The sequence below is a fragment of the Xanthomarina maritima genome, from assembly GCF_008084905.1.
GTDB lineage: Bacteria > Bacteroidota > Bacteroidia > Flavobacteriales > Flavobacteriaceae > Xanthomarina > Xanthomarina maritima.
The window spans coordinates 121,209-141,649 of the sequence record NZ_VSFC01000052.1 but is presented as its reverse complement, the minus strand read 5'-3'; the positions used below and the strand labels follow the sequence as shown (position 1 = coordinate 141,649).

At 29.9% G+C, this 20,441-nt stretch carries 23 protein-coding genes and 1 tRNA gene; 7 read left to right on the top strand and 17 right to left on the bottom strand.

Going from position 1 to position 20,441, the window contains the following annotated elements; all coding sequences use genetic code 11:
* Nucleotides 1-51: 51 nt before the first annotated feature.
* The 7 genes from FVF61_RS10540 to FVF61_RS10510 all read right to left on the bottom strand — a co-directional run bounded on the left by FVF61_RS10540 (nt 52) and on the right by FVF61_RS10510 (nt 6,407).
* Nucleotides 52-954 (bottom strand): geranylgeranylglycerol-phosphate geranylgeranyltransferase, encoded by a 903-nt coding sequence (locus tag FVF61_RS10540; RefSeq protein ID WP_148456148.1) that lies wholly within the window; start codon nt 952-954, stop codon nt 52-54.
* Nucleotides 955-965: 11 nt separating this feature from the next.
* Entirely contained in the window at nt 966-1,895 is a 930-nt protein-coding gene (locus FVF61_RS10535) for a mevalonate kinase family protein (protein ID WP_148456145.1), read from the bottom strand.
* A 34-nt stretch (nt 1,896-1,929) separates the two neighbouring features.
* Nucleotides 1,930-3,015 carry a diphosphomevalonate decarboxylase gene (mvaD, locus tag FVF61_RS10530; RefSeq protein WP_148456141.1) on the bottom strand — a complete coding sequence of 362 codons (1,086 nt, stop codon included), beginning with the start codon at nt 3,013-3,015 and terminating at the stop codon, nt 1,930-1,932.
* A gap of 83 nt (nt 3,016-3,098) precedes the next feature.
* Nucleotides 3,099-3,647 (bottom strand): DUF1697 domain-containing protein, encoded by a 549-nt coding sequence (locus tag FVF61_RS10525; RefSeq protein WP_148456138.1) that lies wholly within the window; start codon nt 3,645-3,647, stop codon nt 3,099-3,101.
* Nucleotides 3,644-4,861, bottom strand: coding sequence for a BaiN/RdsA family NAD(P)/FAD-dependent oxidoreductase (locus tag FVF61_RS10520; protein ID WP_148456135.1), 1,218 nt, complete (start codon nt 4,859-4,861; stop codon nt 3,644-3,646). The genes FVF61_RS10525 and FVF61_RS10520 overlap by 4 nt, the downstream gene beginning before the upstream one ends.
* Nucleotides 4,858-5,544 (bottom strand): glycerophosphodiester phosphodiesterase, encoded by a 687-nt coding sequence (locus FVF61_RS10515; RefSeq protein ID WP_148456133.1) that lies wholly within the window; start codon nt 5,542-5,544, stop codon nt 4,858-4,860. The genes FVF61_RS10520 and FVF61_RS10515 overlap by 4 nt, the downstream gene beginning before the upstream one ends.
* Nucleotides 5,544-6,407 (bottom strand): acyl-CoA thioesterase, encoded by an 864-nt coding sequence (locus FVF61_RS10510; RefSeq protein ID WP_148456130.1) that lies wholly within the window; start codon nt 6,405-6,407, stop codon nt 5,544-5,546. The genes FVF61_RS10515 and FVF61_RS10510 overlap by 1 nt, the downstream gene beginning before the upstream one ends.
* A gap of 83 nt (nt 6,408-6,490) precedes the next feature.
* On the opposite strand from FVF61_RS10510, the gene FVF61_RS10505 reads away from it, so the two are divergent.
* On the top strand, nt 6,491-7,321 hold the full coding sequence (locus FVF61_RS10505) for an SdiA-regulated/phytase-like domain-containing protein (protein ID WP_148456127.1): 831 nt from the start codon (nt 6,491-6,493) through the stop codon (nt 7,319-7,321).
* Here FVF61_RS10505 and msrA read toward each other — a convergent pair.
* Nucleotides 7,318-7,860: a peptide-methionine (S)-S-oxide reductase MsrA gene (msrA, locus tag FVF61_RS10500; protein WP_148456124.1), complete on the bottom strand. Its 543-nt coding sequence runs from the start codon at nt 7,858-7,860 to the stop codon at nt 7,318-7,320. The two genes, FVF61_RS10505 and msrA, sit on opposite strands and share 4 nt — an antisense overlap.
* Nucleotides 7,853-8,308, bottom strand: coding sequence for a peptide-methionine (R)-S-oxide reductase MsrB (gene msrB / locus FVF61_RS10495; protein ID WP_148456120.1), 456 nt, complete (start codon nt 8,306-8,308; stop codon nt 7,853-7,855). Before msrB ends, msrA begins: the two co-directional genes overlap by 8 nt.
* Nucleotides 8,309-8,523: 215 nt before the next feature.
* Here msrB and FVF61_RS10490 point away from each other — a divergent pair, with 215 nt between their 5' ends.
* Entirely contained in the window at nt 8,524-10,104 is a 1,581-nt protein-coding gene (locus FVF61_RS10490; protein ID WP_148456118.1) for a Kelch repeat-containing protein, read from the top strand.
* A 76-nt stretch (nt 10,105-10,180) separates the two neighbouring features.
* Here FVF61_RS10490 and FVF61_RS10485 read toward each other — a convergent pair.
* Nucleotides 10,181-10,262: transfer RNA gene (locus FVF61_RS10485), tRNA-Leu, on the bottom strand.
* A gap of 103 nt (nt 10,263-10,365) precedes the next feature.
* Here FVF61_RS10485 and FVF61_RS10480 point away from each other — a divergent pair.
* From FVF61_RS10480 to FVF61_RS10460, 5 genes are all read left to right on the top strand, one after another.
* Nucleotides 10,366-11,754: a dipeptidase gene (locus tag FVF61_RS10480; RefSeq protein WP_148456116.1), complete on the top strand. Its 1,389-nt coding sequence runs from the start codon at nt 10,366-10,368 to the stop codon at nt 11,752-11,754.
* A gap of 148 nt (nt 11,755-11,902) precedes the next feature.
* Entirely contained in the window at nt 11,903-12,271 is a 369-nt protein-coding gene (locus FVF61_RS10475; RefSeq protein WP_148456112.1) for a BlaI/MecI/CopY family transcriptional regulator, read from the top strand.
* A gap of 2 nt (nt 12,272-12,273) precedes the next feature.
* On the top strand, nt 12,274-14,094 hold the full coding sequence (locus FVF61_RS10470; RefSeq protein WP_148456109.1) for a M56 family metallopeptidase: 1,821 nt from the start codon (nt 12,274-12,276) through the stop codon (nt 14,092-14,094).
* 110 nt (nt 14,095-14,204) lie between these two features.
* Nucleotides 14,205-15,308 carry a DUF4407 domain-containing protein gene (locus FVF61_RS10465; protein ID WP_148456106.1) on the top strand — a complete coding sequence of 368 codons (1,104 nt, stop codon included), beginning with the start codon at nt 14,205-14,207 and terminating at the stop codon, nt 15,306-15,308.
* Nucleotides 15,309-15,370: 62 nt separating this feature from the next.
* Nucleotides 15,371-15,802 (top strand): YybH family protein, encoded by a 432-nt coding sequence (locus tag FVF61_RS10460; protein ID WP_148456102.1) that lies wholly within the window; start codon nt 15,371-15,373, stop codon nt 15,800-15,802.
* On the opposite strand, the gene FVF61_RS10455 is transcribed toward FVF61_RS10460, so the two are convergent.
* From FVF61_RS10455 to FVF61_RS10425, 7 genes are all read right to left on the bottom strand, one after another.
* A complete protein-coding gene (locus tag FVF61_RS10455) occupies nt 15,803-16,081 on the bottom strand; it encodes a hypothetical protein (protein ID WP_148456099.1) in 279 nt (92 codons plus the stop codon). It lies immediately after the preceding gene.
* Nucleotides 16,082-16,289: 208 nt separating this feature from the next.
* The gene (locus tag FVF61_RS10450; RefSeq protein WP_148456096.1) at nt 16,290-16,868 is read right to left on the bottom strand and encodes a PhnA domain-containing protein; all 579 of its coding nucleotides are present in this window, start codon (nt 16,866-16,868) and stop codon (nt 16,290-16,292) included.
* A 64-nt stretch (nt 16,869-16,932) separates the two neighbouring features.
* Entirely contained in the window at nt 16,933-17,295 is a 363-nt protein-coding gene (locus FVF61_RS10445; protein WP_148456094.1) for an MmcQ/YjbR family DNA-binding protein, read from the bottom strand.
* A 9-nt stretch (nt 17,296-17,304) separates the two neighbouring features.
* Complete coding sequence (locus FVF61_RS10440) at nt 17,305-18,054, bottom strand: cyclase family protein (protein ID WP_148456091.1); 750 nt, start codon at nt 18,052-18,054, stop codon at nt 17,305-17,307.
* A 12-nt stretch (nt 18,055-18,066) separates the two neighbouring features.
* Nucleotides 18,067-19,191: a radical SAM family heme chaperone HemW gene (gene hemW / locus FVF61_RS10435; protein ID WP_148456088.1), complete on the bottom strand. Its 1,125-nt coding sequence runs from the start codon at nt 19,189-19,191 to the stop codon at nt 18,067-18,069.
* A gap of 17 nt (nt 19,192-19,208) precedes the next feature.
* Entirely contained in the window at nt 19,209-19,763 is a 555-nt protein-coding gene (gene ruvC, locus FVF61_RS10430) for a crossover junction endodeoxyribonuclease RuvC (RefSeq protein WP_148456085.1), read from the bottom strand.
* On the bottom strand, nt 19,763-20,401 hold the full coding sequence (locus tag FVF61_RS10425) for a cell envelope biogenesis protein OmpA (RefSeq protein ID WP_148456082.1): 639 nt from the start codon (nt 20,399-20,401) through the stop codon (nt 19,763-19,765). The genes ruvC and FVF61_RS10425 overlap by 1 nt, the downstream gene beginning before the upstream one ends.
* Nucleotides 20,402-20,441: the final 40 nt, after the last annotated feature.

Genomic DNA, 20,441 nt, shown 5'->3' with positions numbered 1-20,441 from the left:
GTGCAAAGATACAGAAAGACCCTTTGCAATCATGCAACATAATAATAAATCTTAAATTCTATTTAAAAGTAAATCTACATCTATAAGAGATAAACTAAATACTCCTGCAACAATTATAAGTTTTAATATATTATGTAAAATAAGATAATGAGTTTTTGATTTAGATTTCCACAACAAAACAAGGAATAAAATTAAGAGTAATAAACTAAAATAAAAATAATAGCTCATATACCCAACATTAAAATAATTTACCAATAAGTAGATTGGAATAAGCGTTAATAGAATTAAAACGGTTAGCATTATCTTAGATACATTTTCACCATATACAATAGGAATGGTCAAATAATTTTGTGCCAAATCGCCTTTCATGTTTTCTAAGTCTTTAGTTAATTCTCGCATCGAAATAATTAAAAATAAAAACATGGCATGAACAAAAACGACAGTTTCAAAATTTTTATAATAAATAAAAACAATGAAAAATGGTGTGATAGTTAAAATGTCCGAAGTTAGATTGCCAATAAATGGTAATTTTTTTAATTTATGTGAATAAAACCAAATGGCAAAAATATAAATAGAGAAGAAAATAACAGCCCTAAAAGACACGTAGCTTGACAAAACAACAGCAATAAAATTTAAAACGAAATAAAAAGACAGTTTGGTGTTTTGGCTGACTAATCTATCCAACATTGATTTTTGAGGACGATTAATTAAATCTTTTTCAGAATCATAGAAATTATTGATAATATAACCTCCAGCAATAACTGCAGAAGATGCCATTACTAACATGAATAAATTGAGATCTAAAACTACCTCTTTTAAAGATTTATTGTGTGCTAAAATGTAAATGGAAGCTAAATATTGAGCTATAACAATAATTAAAATATTATAACCACGAACCACAGAAAACATACTAAAGAACTTTAGTAAAATGAGTTTGTGTTTATGCGAAAGCATCTTTGAAAAATTTAGAAGTTATAAACAACTTCTAATTTGTAATCTTTAAGAGATTGTTTTGCTTTATCTATATCTTCAGTAAAGCCAAGGATGTAACCTCCACCACCAGAACCACAAAGTTTCAGATAATATTCATTTGTTTCAATTCCTTTTTTCCAAAGTTCATGAAATTGTTGAGGAATCATAGGTTTGAAGTGATTTAAAACCACTTTAGAAAGTTTTTTTGTGTTTCCGAATAAAGATTTAATATCTCCTTTTAGAAAGTCGTCCACACAAGCATCTGTATGTTTAATAAATTGGGTTTTAAGCATTTTTCTAAACCCTTCCTGTTTCATATTTTCCATAAAAATATGAACCATTGGAGCTGTTTCTCCAATAATTCCACTATCTAATAAAAATACAGCATTTTTACCATCTGTGTTTTGCGAAGGAATTCCTGTAGCTTCAATATTATCTTTGGAATTAATAAGAATTGGAATACTTAAATAACTATTTAATGGGTCAAGACCTGACGATTTTCCATGGAAAAAAGATTCCATTTCAGAGAAAATGGCTTTTAGTGTCAATAACTTCTCTCTAGTTAAATTCTCTAAAACAGTTATCTTATCAAAAGCATATTTGTCATAAATAGCAGCTACTAAAGCTCCACTACTTCCAACTCCATAACCTTGAGGAATTGAAGAATCGAAATACATTCCTGCATCGACATCTTGTTGTAATTTTTCAATATCAAAAGTCACTAAATTAGCGTCTAAGCCTTTTAAATAAGCTACAAAACACTTTAAGCTTTCATTAGATTTTAAGACAGTTTCAGATGAATTATCTGCCATTTTTAAGGCACCATTATAAAAATTATAAGGTATAGATAAACCTTTAGAATCTTTTATGATTCCGTACTCTCCAAAGAGTAATATTTTTGAGTAAAACAGTGGTCCTTTCATGTATTTAGAGCAATTTACGTATCAAATATACGTATTATTCATTTATCTGGTTTGCGCCAAAACCAATTTGATCACAAATATATTGTTCGTTTTGACAATATACAACTAATTCATTCTTAATGAATTCTAAAATTTGTCTTGTTTCTTTTTTTGGATATAACACATGCACATTAGCTCCTGCATCTAGAGTGAAACTAATATGCAAACCTGTCTCTTGTCTAAAACGCCATATTTTATTTATTATTTCAAGTGTATTAGGTTTCATTAAAATAAAATAAGGCATACTAGTCATCATCATAGCATGTAATGTCAAAGCTTCACTTTCAACCAAAGCTATGAAATTCTTTAAATCTCCAGTTTCAAGAATTGGTTTTAAGGTATTTAAATTATTATGTGCTTGAGCAAAGCGTTGTTCAGCAAAAGGATGGTTGTGCATTAAATTATGACCAACTGTACTGCTTACTTGTTTTTCGCCTTTATCAACTAAAAGAATAGTATCCTGATAGTTTTTAAAATTTTCATGGACTTTATATGGGTATTTTACTCCAAATAAATCTGAACTGTTTTCAATTGAATCCGTTTTTCCCCAAACAATTAAATCGCCTTCGATACTTCTGCATGCAGAACCCGAACCTAATCGTGCTAAAAAAGATGCTTTTTGATTGGAAAATTCTTCAGTATTTCCTGTGTTATATAGTTTTTCAACACTCATTAAACATAAAGCCAAAGCGCTCATTCCTGATGCAGATGATGCAATTCCTGAACTATGTGGAAAGGTGTTTTTTGTTTCAATTTTAAAATGATAATCTCTTAAAAAAGGCAAATACGGTTCTACACGTTCAAAAAAAGTTTGAATTTTTGGTTTGAAATCGTCTTTCTTTTTTCCCTCAAGAAATACCTCAAAGGAAAAATAATCATTGCTTTCTTTTTTGGAATACGTTAATGTTGTTATCGTTTTACATTCATTTAACGTAAAACTGATTGAAGGGTTTTCAGGAATTTGATGTTTCTTTTTTCCCCAATATTTTACTAAAGCTATATTACTTGGCGATTCCCAAGTGACACTTCCGCTTTCTATTAAATTAGAATATTTTTCAGGAATAAAATCTTGTTCTGTCATTTTTAAATTCAATCAGTTGACAAAAACTGTCTAAAGACAGATTTTTAATTTGTTAATTTATATTTTGCAAAAATATGAAATATCTATTGACCTTTTTCAATAGCTAAAGACATTGCTAATAATTTTACCATGGTGTTATAATTTCTTGCTGTTACAAATGTTTTTAATTTTCGCTCAAAAAAATTCGCATTGAATTTGGTCTTTGCAAATCCTTTTGCGCTATAATAATAAATACAATCTTCTATAATTTTATATGCTTCATTTTCATATATTTTTTCTGATGCAATTTTTACCAAATCATCGTCAGGAATATCGTGTAGCATCATAAAATAACTAGCCTTCTTTTTTTCTACATTAAAAGGTGAATTATCAACAATTCGTTTTAAATCTTTTCTAGTTAATACGAGTACGGATACCTCAAAACCGAAATAATCTACTATGGCACTTTTGACAGATGCTTCTATCTTTAACCTATTCTTTTCTGAAGATTGGAGAATTACATTGCCACTTTGAATATAGGTTTGCACTTTTTCAAAACCAGATTTACCGAGCAAATCACGCAGTTCTGCCATTGGTACTTTCTTATGACCTCCAACATTAATGCCTTTTAAAAGTGCAATATATGTAATCATTCGCTAATTGATTTGGCCACAATGTAAGCTCCTGTCCAGGCATTTTGAAAATTAAATCCTCCTGTTACTGCATCCACATTAATGACTTCTCCAGCAAAATACAAATTGTTATGCAACTTGCTTTCAAAGGTTTTAAAATTGATTTCTTTTAAATCGATACCTCCAGCAGTGACAAACTCTTCTTTAAAGGCACTTTTACCATCCACCTTAAAAACGGCCTGTGTTAATTGGGATGATAAATTTTCCAGTTGCTGTTTATTTAAATCTGCCCAACGTTTTTCAATATCCAAATCTGAAGCCAAAACCAGTTTATGCCAAAGTCGTTTTGGTAACTCAAATTGTGTAGATTTATAAACTGTTTTCTTTCCTAATTCCTGTTTGAGTTCTTTTAAAATTTCCAAACAATCTTCAAACGACTGTTTAATAAAATTGATTTCAATTTCAAACTTATAATCACGTTTTGCGAGTTCTAAAGCACCAAAAGCAGACAGTTTTAATATGGAAGGTGCACTCATTCCAACATGAGTTATCAAAAGTGGCCCTTCACTCCACAAATTGGTTTCTAAAACCCTAACCTCAACGTTTAAGGCTACAACTCCAGGAATATCTTTGATTCTTTCATCCTTAATATCAAATGTAAAAAGTGATGGAACTGGCTGTGAAATGGTATGACCTAAATTTTCAAGTAGCTTCCAAATTTTAGGATTGCTTCCTGTTGCAATTACTAACTTTTCACAAGTAAATTCATCAGATTTAGTCGTTATTTGAAAACCATTCGACTCTGCTTGAGGTGACAAATGTGTTACCACTTGGTTATACAGCACCTCAACCTTATGCTTTTGTGCTTCATTTAAAAAACAATCGATAATAGTTTTTGAAGAATCACTTACTGGAAACATCCTGCCATCATCTTCAATTTTGAGTTCTACACCTCTTTTTTCAAACCATTTAATAGTATCTCCTGTCATAAATTGATGAAAAGGTCCAAGTAGCTCTTTTTCACCTCGAGGATAATTCAACACTAATTCTGATGGAATAAATTCAGCATGTGTAACATTACAGCGTCCACCACCAGAAATTCTCACCTTCTGTAAACCTTCTTTCCCTCGCTCCAGAATGGCAACTTTCAGGTTTGGGTTTCGTTCTGCAATATTAATGGCTGCAAAAAATCCAGCTGCTCCTCCTCCAACAATGATGATGTCTTTTTTATTCATAATCTATCTGGCACATCAGAGATAATTCCATCAACTCCATAAGTTTTCATGCGTTGAATAGTTTTAACATCATTCACTGTCCAAGTATTGATTTTATAGCCTTTTGATTGTGCTCTCTTGACGTTTTCTGTAGTCAATAGGGCGAAGTTAGGATTAATGGCAACAGCTTTTATGGTTTCGGCAAACTCAATAGCTTCATCGACATTGGCTTTAGTTAGAACTCCTAAGGGTATATTTTTATCTATTTTAAAGGTCGCTTCCAATTCGTGATGCTGAAAACTAGACACAATAAAATCTGTATAACTCCAATCTTTTTCAGCAATATATTTCTGGACAACTTCACAAGCTTTTAGAGCCGTATTTCTACCTTTTAATTCAATATTTAAAAAGCATTTTTTATCAATAACATTTAAAACTTCTTCTAGAGTTGGAATAATAAATTGACCATTTACTTTTAATTGTTTTAACTCTGAAAGTGATAGTTTTCCAATTTCACCTGTTCCATTGGTCATTCTATCTATAGTGAAATCGTGAAATACCATCAATTCTCCAGAAGCACAAACATGAACATCTATTTCAATACCATCTACACCAAAATCAAGTGCTTTTTGAACAGATTCAATGGTGTTTTCTGCAACATATCCTTTTGCTCCTCTGTGTCCTATTTTTAAACATGTTCTCATTAATTTTTTGGTCTCATTAACCCTTCTTGTGCTACTGAAGCAACTAATATTCCTTCCCTTGTATAAATATTTCCTCTTGCAAAACCTCTAGCATTTGAAGCATTTGGAGATTCCATTGAAAACAACAACCAATCATCAAGTACAAAATCTCTAAAATACCACATAGAATGATCTAAACTTGCCGTTTGAGTGTTTCCCCAATGTGCCACACTTGCATGAGGATTTAAAGCAGAAACTAAAATGTTATAATCTGAGATATAGGTTAAAATTTGTTGCTTTGTAGCTAAATCAAGTTCACTTACGTCTCCTTTTACTTTAAACCAAACATCACTATAAGGAGGCAAATCTTTTCTATCTAAAGGATTTACAAATTCAGTTGGCTTGAATTCTACAGGACGGTCTATCTCTAAAAAAGATTTAACATGCTTAGGCAAAAAATCTCCAAATTGATTATACATGTCTGACCAACTTAAAAGCTCTTCAGGTTGTTTAACATCCTCATTTATTTTCATCTGGTGATTATATCCAGTTTCGCTTTTATGAAAAGAAGCTGATAATATAAAAATAGTAGTTTCTTTTTGATGTGCAGTAACTCTTCGTACTGAAAAACTTCCACCATCTCTAACAATATTTACATTGTATGTTATAGGCAAATCTAGATTTCCAGCTTCTAGAAAATAAGAATGCATTGAGTGCAGAACTCTTCCATTTGTAATGGTTCTGCAAGCGGCATTAATAGCTTGAGCTAAAACTTGTCCTCCAAACACATTTGGACTTCCAACTGTTTTACTAATGCCATTAAATTCAGTTTCTTTTATCTTTTCTAAAACTAAAAGGTCAAGTAAATCATTTACTGATGTCATAAAATAGAGTTCAATTCTTTAATTTATCAAAACTATTAAATTCATTTTTGGGTTTGTATATTTTTTATAATTAGTTTTGAAATATGCCTTATTTAAACATAAATATAAAGCTATTTACTATTAGTTTATTAGTGCTAAGTATATTATTAACGTCCTGTAAGTCTGATAATTTAAATAAAATTTCTAGTTTCCCTGTTTCATTAAAAGAAGTTTCTGCTGCTGAGAAAACACCTTTTTCAAATTTGATTTGGGTTATTGAAGATTCTAGAAATCAAAACACTCTTTTTGGTTTAAATGAAAAAGGTGAAGTTATTAGAGAACTTTATATAACAGATGCGATAAATATTGATTGGGAAGACTTAACAAGCGACTCTTTAGGTAATATCTATATTGGTGATTTTGGAAATAACAAAAAAGACCGAGTTTTATATATTATCTATAAAGTAAAAAAGCCTAATAAAGATTCACTTAATGTAACTGCAGAAAAAATAACATTCACCCTTCCAGCTAAATTGAAACAAGAAAATTTTGAAGCATTTTTTGTTTTTAACCAACATTTTTACATTTTTAATAAAGAGAATAAGAAAGGGAGAATGTTTAAAGTCCCAAATAAAATTGGAGAACACGAAGCAAAACTCGTTGCAGAATTTCAACTGGATAATAACAAAAACAAAATTACATCTGCAGATATTAGTGACGATGGCAAAACCATAATTCTACTTGTAAAAGATAAGTTATGGAAGTTATCTAACTTTACAAAAGATAATTTTTTTAAAGGTGATATTAAATCTTTAGAATTTAATCATCTTACTCAAAAAGAAGGTGTTTGTTTTAAAAATAATCATACTCTATATATAACCGACGAACGAATTGGTTTTGTTGGGGGAAACATTTACACTTTCGACCTTAATTAGTAAGCTTTCAATTTATCAGCATAAAGTTTTCTAAGCTTTGCTAATTTTGGCAAAATTACAAAACTGCAATAACCTTGTTTTTGATTATTCTTGTAATAATTTTGATGTTCTTTTTCAGCTTCATAAAAAATTTTAAATTTAATTACCTCTGTTACAATAGTATCCTCAAAATAAAGCGCTATTTCTAAAAGAACTTTGTTAGCAATTTCTTTCTGCTCTAAATTATGGTAAAAAATTATAGATCTATATTGAGTCCCAATATCTGCTCCTTGACGATTTAGTGTAGTTGGGTCGTGTGTTGTCATGAAAATAATTAAAAGATCTTTATAAGAAATAATATTTGCATCAAAAGTAATCTGAATTACTTCAGCATGTCCTGTTAATCCAGAACATATTTCTCTATAAGTAGGTTTTCCTGGAACAGTTCCACCAGAATAACCCGAAACTACTTTTTTAACTCCTTTTATTTCTTGAAAAACAGCTTCGGTACACCAAAAACAGCCTCCTCCAAAAGTGGCTTGTTTCATATTATTAGTCATAATCTTCTCTTTTTAATTGAATGGATTCTGAATTTACACAATACCTTAATCCACTGGGTTCTGGTCCATCTGGAAAAACATGCCCTAAATGTGCATCACAAGTATTGCATAAAACTTCAACTCTTATCATTCCATTTGAAGAATCTTTTTCATACTTAATTGCGTTTAGTTTTATTGGTTGAGTAAAACTTGGCCAACCCGAACTCGAATCAAATTTTATTATAGAATCAAATAATAGTGTATTACAACAAACACAATTATATTTTCCTGAATCATATGTACTACAAAGTGATCCACTATGTGGACGCTCTGTTCCTTTTTGTCTAGTAATCCTAAATTGTTCAGGAGTTAATTGAGCTTGCCAATATGCATCTGGTTTATTTACACGTTTATCAGGTGTAGGATTTCCATTTACTGAAAAATTTATAACGTCTTTCCAAGTTAGCATAATAAAGTTTTTTTAATTAATACTCTTAAAATTTTAAACATAATTATAGTAGCCAAATAACTTCCTTCATTACAATTCTAATGTAAAAATTTTATTATTGATTATCGAATAAAAAAGCACCTTTATCGAATTAATTAATCATATTAAAATAAAAAATAAAAAATTAGTATCTTTTCAGTTAGCTATTAATCTATTATACTTATTCATACCATTTTATGAAACATCTTAAGGGTCTTTTTAAAAAGAAACTCACTTTACATCTCTATATCCCTTTATTCTTTTTCACTATAGTAAATTCATTATATAGTCAAACGTGGACACTTAAGGATGAAGACGAAAACTATATAGCAAGACATGAATGTGGTTTTGTTCAAGTAGGTGACAAATTCTTACTTATTGGTGGTCGTGAAACACAAGTAGTTGATATATATGACTACTCAAATAATACTTGGACTCAAGGCGCTTCTTCCCCAATTCTACTGCATCATTTTCAAGCTATTGAATATGAAGGATTAGTATGGGTAATTGGAGCTTTAATAGATAATAATGATCCACATGAGGCACCAGCAGAATATATTTACATGTATAATTCTGCTAGTAATCAATGGATACAAGGATTAGAAATACCTTCTAATAGAAGACGTGGTGCAGGTGGTTTAGTTGTTTATAACAATAAATTTTATTTTGTAGGAGGAAACATTGGAGGCCATAACGGAAATTATCAGTCTTGGTTCGATGAATATAACCCTCAAACAGGAATTTGGACTCAATTAACAGATGCTCCACACCAAAGAGATCATTTTCAAGCTGCAGTCTATAGTGATAAATTATATCTTTTAGGAGGTAGACAGTCCGGAGGACCAGGTGGATCAAGATATCCATTAATTCCTGAAATTGATGTTTATAATTTTACTACTCAAACATGGTCTACATTAGATGCTTCTAAAAATCTTCCTACTCCAAGATCTGCATCTGCTGTAGCAGTATATGAAGACGAAATTTATGTAATAGCAGGAGAAGTAGAAGGGACTTTTAACGATGTAGAAGCTTTAGATCCAGTCACTAATACTTGGACTATAAAAAATCCAACAAGAAAGTATAGAGATGGCACTCAAGCAATTGTTTCAGGAAATGGTATATTTATTACAGCAGGTAAAAGTGGATTTCCTTTAAAAGACATGGAATATTATAACGAAGATAATCCTGTTGGAAGTCCTAATATTGAAAGCACATTTTCTGCTGATGAGTATATAAAATCTTTCGTTTATTCTGAAGAAGATGGAACAGTAACATTACAATTAGTACTAACAAACAGTTTTGGAACAACTGGCACTTTTATAGACTCCATTGAAATAATTGGAAACGATTACAGTTTTTCTCAAACTTTTAATAATATTTTTCTAGGCGCTAATTCAGATTTAATCATTGAAGTTACTTTAAATAATACAACACTTCCTGAAAACAACGGGATAGTAACAGTTACTTACAATAATAGTTCTTCATTTAATATTTTCTTAGAAGGTGATTTAGACAGTACTCTAAATTTAGAACCTAATGAAAATAATTTAGACTATCTGAAACTTTATCCTAATCCTACAAGAACATCATTCTCAATAAATAAATCAATAAATCATTTACAAATATTTGATATTACTGGAAAACTTTTAAAAGAATTTGTAGGCAATTTTGACAAAACACATGTTTTTGATGTTTCTAACTTAACTAATAGCATCTATTTTGTAACAGTTAAAAATTTAGAAGGACAAAAAAACACAATAAAATTAATAAAACGCTAAACATTTTTTTTCGCTAAACATTTTTTTTTAAGAAAAAAAAGCTTCAACATTTGTTGAAGCTTTTTACTTATTATTGTGCGGGTGGGGAGACTCGAACTCCCACACCTCGCGGCACCAGATCCTAAGTCTGGCGTGTCTACCAATTCCACCACACCCGCAATAAGGAGTGCAAATATAAAAATTAGTTTTAATATACAAACTCATCTTATCATAAAAAGTTATACTTGTTTTTGTATTTTTGAGGAAATTCAAAATTTAAATATGAAAAACATATCAATTTACGTGAATCAACATAAAGATCGTTTCTTGAACGAACTTATCGAATTATTAAAGATTCCTTCTATAAGTGCAGATTCAGCATACAAAGATGATGTTATTAAAACTGCTCAAGTTGTTAAAACTAGGCTTGAAGAAGCTGGTTGCGACCATGTAGAAATATGCGAAACAGATGGTTACCCAATTGTTTATGGCGAGAAAATAATTGATAATAATTTACCAACGGTTTTAGTTTATGGTCATTATGACGTGCAACCACCAGACCCTTTAATTTTATGGAATTCACCACCTTTTGAACCAGTTATTAAAAAAACAGATTTACATCCTGAAGGAGCTATTTTTGCTCGTGGTGCTTGCGATGATAAAGGGCAAATGTACATGCATGTAAAAGCAATGGAATTTATGACCAAGACGAATCAGTTGCCTTGTAATGTGAAATTCATGATTGAAGGGGAAGAAGAAGTAGGCAGTTCTAATCTGGCTGTTTATGTTAAAGAGAATCAGAAGAAACTAAAAAATGACGTCATTTTAATTTCAGATACTGGAATGATAGCTAAGGATGTGCCATCCATTACTACTGGTTTACGTGGTTTAAGTTATGTTGAAGTTGAAGTTACAGGTCCAAATAGAGATTTACACTCAGGTTTATATGGTGGAGCAGTTGCAAATCCGATTAATATTTTAACAAAAATGATTGCTTCATTACATAATGAAAACAATCATATTACCATTCCAGGTTTTTATGATAAAGTAGAAAATCTTTCGAAAGAAGAAAGAGCTGAAATGGCTAAAGCGCCTTTTTCGTTAGAAGCTTATAAAAAATCATTAGACATTGACGCTGTATATGGAGAAGCAGGATATACAACTAATGAACGTAATTCTATTCGTCCAACACTAGATGTTAATGGTATTTGGGGTGGGTATACAGGTGAAGGAGCAAAAACAGTAATTGCAAGCAAAGCTTTTGCGAAAATATCCATGAGATTAGTACCACATCAAGATTGGGAAGAAATTACTCAATTGTTCAAAAAACATTTTGAAAGTATTGCACCAAAAGGTGTTACTGTAAATGTAAAACCCCATCATGGAGGTCAAGGTTACGTAACTCCAATCGATAGCATTGGTTATCAGGCAGCAAGTAAAGCTTATTTTGATTCTTTTGGTAAAACTCCAATTCCACAACGAAGTGGAGGTTCTATTCCTATTGTATCTTTATTCGAACAGGAATTAAAAAGTAAAACCATACTTATGGGATTTGGTTTAGATAGTGACGCAATACATTCTCCTAATGAGCATTTTGGATTGTTTAATTATTATAAAGGCATTGAAACCATTCCTTTATTTTATAAATATTTTACTGAACTAAGTAAGTAATTTAATAAAAGCCGTTCAAATTGTGAACGGCTTTTTAGTTTTCACTAGTAATCATTCAATGTAAAAAATTTCATTATTTTAACTCTACATTTGTAGAATTAAAATATTTGTTCTACATTTGTAGAGTTAATTCTAATATTGTAGAACAATGCAACCATTATCTAAAACTGAAGAAGACTTAATGAATTACTTGTGGAAGTTAGAAAAAGCTTTTATGAAAGATTTATTAGATGCCTATCCAGAGCCTAAACCAGCAACTACAACTGTTGCAACTTTATTAAAACGAATGACTGAAAAAGGGTTTATTGACTATAAATTATTTGGAAAATCAAGAGAATATTTTCCATTAGTTAAAAAGAAAGATTATTTCTCAAAACATGTAAATGGTTTGATTAAGAACTTTTTTAATGATAGTGCATCTCAATTTGCTTCTTTCTTCACTAAAGAAACAAATCTGACTATAGAGGAGCTAGAAGACTTAAAAAAATTAATCGATACCGAAATTAAAAATAAGTAATTATGTTAGAATATATTATTAAATCCAGTACGTGTCTTGTTGTTTTTATGCTCTTCTATAAATTATTTTTAGAAAACGAAAACATGCATGTTTTTAAACGTTTTTATTTATTAGCATCTGTTTTAGTTTCATTTGGAGTTCCTTATATAACCTTTACTCAGATTATTGAAGTTCCAGTAACTTCTAGTGAAGCAATAATTAACAATTCTACGTCAGCAACTATAATTTCTGTTGAAGATCCATTTCAATATTTATCATTTATTTTATGGTCTATATACTTTTTAGGCGTTCTGTTTTTTGCTGTGAAATTCATTTACAATTTGAATAAAATCTTCCTTAAAATAAAACAAAATTCGAAATTAAAAACAAAGAAATCAATAAATGTTCTGTTGGAAGAATTGATTGTTCCACATACATTTTTAAGCTACATCTTTTTAAATAAAATACATTTTGAAACACAACAAATTCCTAAGGAAGTCTTGATTCATGAAGAAGCACATGCAGTTCAAAAACATTCTTTAGATATCTTATTTATAGAAATATGTCAAATTGTATTATGGTTTAATCCACTAATCTATATACTCAAGAAATCCATGAAATTGAATCATGAATTTTTAGCAGATAGAGAAGTTATTAATCAAGGAGTATCTCTTTCTACTTATCAACAAATATTATTAGCATTCTCATCAAATGTATTAGAACCACAATTAGCATCTGCCATAAATTATTCATCAATTAAAAAACGATTTACAGTTATGAAAACATCATCATCAAAAACAGGAATTTGGTTGAGAAGCATCGTGCTACTCCCAATGTTAGCACTTTTAATTTATAGCTTTAGCACAAAGAAAGTTATTGAAAAAGATACTGCTATTTTAAGCGAAATATCTCATGAAACACAACAAAAAGTAAGTCCAGAAGAACTTGCAGAATACAACAAGTTGATTAAACAATATAATTTAAAACCTGAAGCTACACGTGTTGTTCCCTTAAATGATTTGAAAAAGCTAGAATCTATTTTTAATAAAATGACAGTTCAACAAAAAGAAAATGCACAACCATTTCCTAATTATACACAACAACTTATCCCAACCATTAATGGAATTCCTTGTGAAGGAGGCTGTACAGTAAACATATCTAGAGAAGCAACTGAAAAATTAATTTTAGGCACCAATACAGACGAAGAGGTTATCAGTTTTCTCATTAAATTTATAGGTAAACCAACTGTTAAAATAACTGGCAACAGGCTAAATAAAGAGGCTATTGCCTTAGTAAACGAAAACGAACCAAATAAAAACATCCAAATTTTTAATATTAAAACTACAAATTCAAATATACCATTACCTATTTTAATTCAATTAGTAGATAAAAACGATAAAAATTATTCAGATTCTCCTATTTTAAAAAAAGGAGACTTATCTAATATTCCTCCTCCTCCAGTTCCACCAAAGGCACCAGAAATGAAAAAGGCTCACGATTTGCCTCCACCTCCTCCACCAATTCCAGCAGATGCAACTCCAGAAGAAAAGGTTAAATATCAAAAAACAATTGAAGAATACAATAAGTGGTATAATACAAAAGTAAAAAAAGGTGAAGTGTCTAATATTCCTCCACCACCTCCACCTCCAAAGTCACCATTAGATTTTGTTATAGATATGGCAAAAAAAGGAGCTACATTTTATTTTGAAGGAGAAAAAATACCTTCAGATAAAGCTATAAGTATTTTAAAAGACAATAAATCTATGAATATTTCCTCTAAAAATTCGTCTTCTAAAAACCCAAAAGTTTATCTAAGTAAAGATCCAATTACAATAGACGATTAGATTAATCAAATTAGTTTCAAAATTTAAAAGCTTCGAATTTTGAAGCTTTTTTTGTAACAAATAACCATAATTTGCGTTCTAATAGTCTATCAATCAAAATCAATCAAATCATGTTAAAGAAATTCTTCATCCTTTGTTCTGGATCAGATTCAGACATTTTAGACACCTGTTCCAATGGCGAACAAAACAAATATGCTGGTATTGGAGCTACCGTTTTTTTTACTGCAATTATGGCTTTTATTGCTTCTAGCTATGCACTTTACACTGTTTTCGATAATCCATTTATAGCTATAGGCTTTGGACTTATTTGGGGTTTACTAATTTTTAATCTAGACCGATTTATTGTATCTACTATTAAAAAACGCAATCAATTTTTAGACGAAGTTATTCAGGCTTTTCCAAGAATTATATTAGCAATTATTATAGCAATTGTTATTTCAAAACCATTAGAACTAAAAATATTTGAAAAAGAAATTAATCAAGTTTTGTTAGAACAAAAAAACGATTTAACTCTTGCCAATAAAGAACAAATTGCAAAACAATTTAATCCAAATATTAATAGTTTAGATAATGATATTATTGCATTACAACAACAAATTACAACAAAAGAAGCTGAAGTAAATGCCTTATACAACTCCTATATTTCTGAAGCCGAAGGTACTGCTGGAACCAAACTATTAGGTAAAGGACCTGTTTACAAAGAGAAAAGAGATAAACATGATGCTGCTTTAGCAGAATTAAATCAACTAAAAGCTGAAAACAAAGAGAAAATTGCAAGTATCGAATCTCAAATTGTAAATTTAAATAATAGTTTAAATTCTGAAATTGAAACAACACAACCTATAATAGATGGATTCGATGGACTAATGGCTAGAGTAAATGCTTTAAACAAACTGCCTTGGTTACCTTCTCTTTTTATATTTTTATTATTCCTAGCAATTGAAACTTCACCAATTTTTGCAAAAATTTTGTCTCCAAAAAGCGAATACGATTTTAAACTTGAAGATGCTGAAAGCGCATTGAATACTCGGGTTGAGCGAAATGTAAAAGAGAGAAACATCTTATTAGAAACAGATATTTCTATTAACAATAAAATTTATAATGATATTGCTAATGAAGAAGAACTGTATAACTATAAACGTAAAAAAGCAAGAGAATTAATGCAATTGCAAACAGATGCGTTTTTTATAAAGCAACAAAAAATTCTTAAATAATCTATAGTTTATAAATCATTTCAATTTTAGTAAGAATATTTATATGACTATAAAACTTGAATATGAAAACTATTTATATACTATTATTTTTAATTTCTTCAACTATTTGTGTTGCTCAGTCTAATGAGAATCAAGATAAAGAGGCTATATTAACTGTCATGAAATTGCAAGAAGAAGCATGGAATAAGCATAATCTAGTAGGTTTTATGCAAGGCAACTGGAAAAGTGAATCTTTAAAATTTTATGGTGGAAATGGTTTAACTTTAGGATGGGAAAACACATTATCTAACTATAAAAAAGGATACCCAACAAAAGCAGAAACAGGTACTTTAAAATTTGTAATTAACGATATCTCTAAAATTGAAGGAGAAAGTTATTGGGTTATAGGTGAATACCATTTAACTAGAGATGTTGGTAATGCCAATGGCGTTTTTATAATTATCTTTAAAAAAATTAAAGGTGAATGGAAAATCATAGCAGATATGTCCTGTTAATTAAGCAGTATCATTAGATTTAAAATGCTCGTATAAGTCTTTACATCCAAAACCAATAATGGACAATTGTTTCTTTTGGATAATTGATTCGTTATGTAATTTTGCTAAAGCATTTACACCATCTCTATCTATACTTTCTATACCTTCAATGCTTATCGTAATTGCATTTAGCTTTTCAAATACATCTTGGAATTCTTTTTGGAATATTCCAACAGATTGTCTGTTTAAAATACCTTTAACTTTAAAAAAGTTGTTGTAATGAGTAATTGTAAGATTCATAATAACATAAATTAAAATTTGTAAATCTGGTTATGCTATTAATCAGGTTCGATGAAGTAAATATATACTGATTAGTGATTTTCAAATAATAAAATCGATAAAAACCCCAAGAATTAGTTGAATGAAAAATTAAAGTTTTATTATTCGACAATCTACTTATTTTGAAACTATTATTAATTAAAATCCTGCAAATTAAGAATATTAAATTCTACGTTTTCTTAACAAATTTAGTTATAATAACAATATTCTGCCCTTCTACTTTACCTTCAATATATTCAGCATTTTCATGGTCTAAACGAATATTTCTTACTGCAGTTCCTTGTTTAGCTACCATACTAGAACCTTTCACTTTTAAATCTTTAATCAACACAACAGAATCTCCATGTTCTAAAATAACACCATTAGAATCTCTATGAATTATTTTACTTGCTTCATCTTCATGTTCGCCAGTGGCTCTTGCTAATGCTAGAGCTTCATCGTCTAAATACATCATATCTAGCAAGTCTTTTGGCCAGCCTTCATTTCTTAGTCTTTGTAACATTCTCCAAGATAAAATTTGCACTGCAACATGTTCGTTCCACATACAATCATTTAAACAACGCCAATGATTTGCATCCATATCTACATTTCCTTCTATTTGATCTAAACAAGTTTTACAAACCAATACACTATTATCTACATTTTCATTTAATGAAGGAGGCAAAGTGTATTGTGATAAATCTTCGATAGTAGTACATAATTCGCAAGTATTATTACTTCTTTCTTGTAATGTTTGCAATACGCTCATGTTATTTTGGATTTTTAATTGTTGATTTTCAGAATTAATATTTCTAAACTGCAAACATACTATTTTATTGAAGAGAATCTAGCATTTTTTTGGTCATACCTTTTACAACCATATCATAAGAATGGTCTATTAGTTCAAAGATTAATTGAGGTGGCAACTCTCCTCGATGAATATAAACACTATTCCATTGCTGTTTATGCATATGGTATCCTGGTTGTATACTTTCATAAGACTCCCTTAATTCTATGGCGTAATCTGGATTACATTTTAAGTTAATATAACCATCACCACTTTCCCATTGTTTCAATGAAGCTAATGCAAACATTTTATCTAACACTTTAAAAACCAAAACATCATTATCAAATGGAAAATGTTCTGTAGTGCCTTTTTTATTTAAACAATATGTGCGAAATTGTTCTATGTTCATATTTTAAAACTACTCAATAATTTCATACAAAACAGGTTTACTTGGTGAAGCATCGTTTTCAAAAGGAGCTATTTGCAGATTTAAAAAATAAGTACCATCTAAAACAGAATTTGGCACAAAAATAAACTCAGTAATAGTTGCATCCATTCTTGTTCTTCCTGCTGTATTCCAAAATTCGTTATGAGCTAATAATTCTCCATCATCTTTTTCTTTATCGATACTTGGTAAATCTATAAGCAAATGTTTTACACCTTTTTCTCGTAAATATATTGCAGCTTCAGATAATAAATAAGGAGGGTTGGTATTTGAATATTGTTGGGATAATTTTTCGTTTGTATTAGGAATGGTTTTAATAACAACAGCATCTCTTTTTTTATTGCCCAAAGCAAACTGAAGTTGTTTTTTAGATATTACAAAGTCTTTTCCTTTCTTTTCTGGAGCAACCGTTATCACTTCAGCTAAAAAGAAGAACTGCTTTAAATTCTGATTGATAGAATGTACTTTTTTGGTAATATGTCCTACACATTCGGTATGAGTGCCATGTGCATGCGGATTAAACCAAATATTATTAAAATTAACATCAGCTCCTTCTGCAACACTTGCAATCCACTCGCCATCTTTTACTGGTTCAATTTTAGGCTCATCTAAATACCATGCATTGACATTAGTTTTAGAGGCTTTTAAAGGAATTGAAATATCTAAAGGTTTTGATAAATCTATTTTATATTTTTTCGAATTGGTTTCTATAGTAGCAATCATGCTCAAATATAATTAAATCATAAAAATTTCTGAAGCAATTCCATCGCTTAAAAATTTTCCTTTTTTAGTTACTAACAATTTACCTTCATCAATATACAATAATTGCTGATTAATAAATTCTTCAGACTGTTCTAAAAGATAGGTTCTAAAATTATCACCAAAGTCTTGCGCTACTTTATCAATAGAAACTCCCCAAATAGTTCTTAAACCTGTCATAACGTATTCGTTATACTGCTCTTGTACTGTTAAAATTTCTTGAGTTTGTGGCAAACTATTTCCCTCAATACTTTTTATGTATTTGGTATTATTAGAGACATTCCAACTTCTAATATTTCCATGAAATGAATGTGCTGAAGGTCCAATTCCTAAATAAGGTTTCCCTTGCCAATAGCTCGTATTGTGTTTTGAGAAGTAATGAGGTTTTCCAAAATTTGAAATCTCATAATGAACAAAGCCTTGTTTTTCAGTTTCAGATATTAAATGATTAAAATGAAGCTGCGCCAACTCGTCATCCATTGGAGGATATTGTCCTTTTTTTATAAAAGTGTCCAAAGCAGTTTTAGGCTCTACCGTTAAAGCATAACTAGAAATATGATTCACTCCATAACTGAAAGCTATCTGTAAATTTTCATGCCATTTTTCCAAACTCATGTTTGGTATTCCGTAAATTAAATCAATTGTTATATTATCGAAATATTGAGTTGCTATAGTCAAACAATTTTTCGCTTCTTCGGAAGAATGAGCACGATTCATGGATTTTAAATCGTCTTCAAAAAAAGATTGAATACCAATACTTAATCTATTTATTGGTCTTTTAGATAATTCTATTATTCGGTTTTCATTTAAATCATCTGGATTGGCTTCTAGAGTAATTTCTGGATTATCAATTACATGATAGTTTTTATAAACTGCATCAATTAACAAACTCAATTCATCATTCGACAATAATGAAGGTGTTCCTCCTCCAAAATATATGGTTTCAACTGTTAGGTTACGGAATTCGTCTTTTCTTAAAGCCAGTTCTTTTACTAATGCTTGAATCAATTCATCTTTTTTCTTCAAAGAAGTTGAAAAATGAAAATCGCAATAATAACAGGCTTGCTTGCAAAACGGTATGTGAATGTAAATTCCTGCGATGATTTTAATTTTTTGAATTACTTTTTAACTCGTCCTTCATTCTGTTTTACAAAACTTGCCCAACCAGAATAACTTTTACCAACTTCAATTCTTCCTTCATTATAAAAATGACAAACTGCAGCTGCCAAACCATCCATGGAATCTAAGTTTTTTGGAAGTGTTTTAATACCTAACAAACTTTGAAGCATTTTAGCCACTTGTTCTTTACTAGCATTTCCGTTTCCAGTTATAGCCATTTTAATTTTTTTAGGCGAATATTCTGTTATTGGAATTTCTCTACTTAAACCTGCTGCCATTGCAACTCCTTGAGCTCTTCCTAATTTTAGCATACTTTGTACATTCTTACCAAAGAAAGGTGCTTCAATAGCAATTTCGTCTGGATGATGCGTTTCAATAAGTTCTATTGTACGTTCAAATATGAGTTTTAGTTTTAAATAATGATCATCGTATTTTTTTAAATCCAATTCGTTTAATTGCATAAACAACATGGTTTTTCCAACTACTTTTATGAGACCAAATCCCATAATGGTTGTTCCTGGATCAATACCTAAAATTATTTTTTCTTTACTCATTAATCGCAATAATAGCAACCACTAAGAGAGTAAGACACACCAATAGTTGCAGTTAATAAATTTCCATTAAAAGATCCATATCCTTCAGAAACAGGGTCGAAATCACTACTAAATCCATAGATATAAGAAGTGTCTAAATAAATGGTTAACAATTGAGTTATACTGTAATGAAATTCAATACCAGCCATAATATTTAAAAAAGAAGTATTATTATCTGTATAAATATCTAAAGGTTTAATGATACTAAGGCCAGGTCCTGCATGAGCAACTACTCCCATTCCAACTGGTAAAAATGTTATAACTGGTGTTGGATCGTATATAAATTGAGCATTTATTCTTGTGTAATTTACTTTAAAATTTGGTGAAGAATCTACATTCGAGAATCTATTGTATCCAAAATCCAATTTAGCTCCAAACTGTCTTTTAAACATGTGTTGAACTCCTAAATTAATTGTTGGGAAGTTAATAGAATTGGCTTCAAATCCCGTAACAAAACCACTGGAACTTGGACTATTAATTCCTACTGCAAATTGCACTTTCCATTTGCTAGTTTCAGCTTGACCAAAACCTAAAAATGTGATGAGCAAAAAAATAATAGAAACCGAAGCTTGTTTGAAGTTTATATAATATGCGTTCATATAAAGGATATTGTTTAATTTGCGGCAAATAAAATAGTCA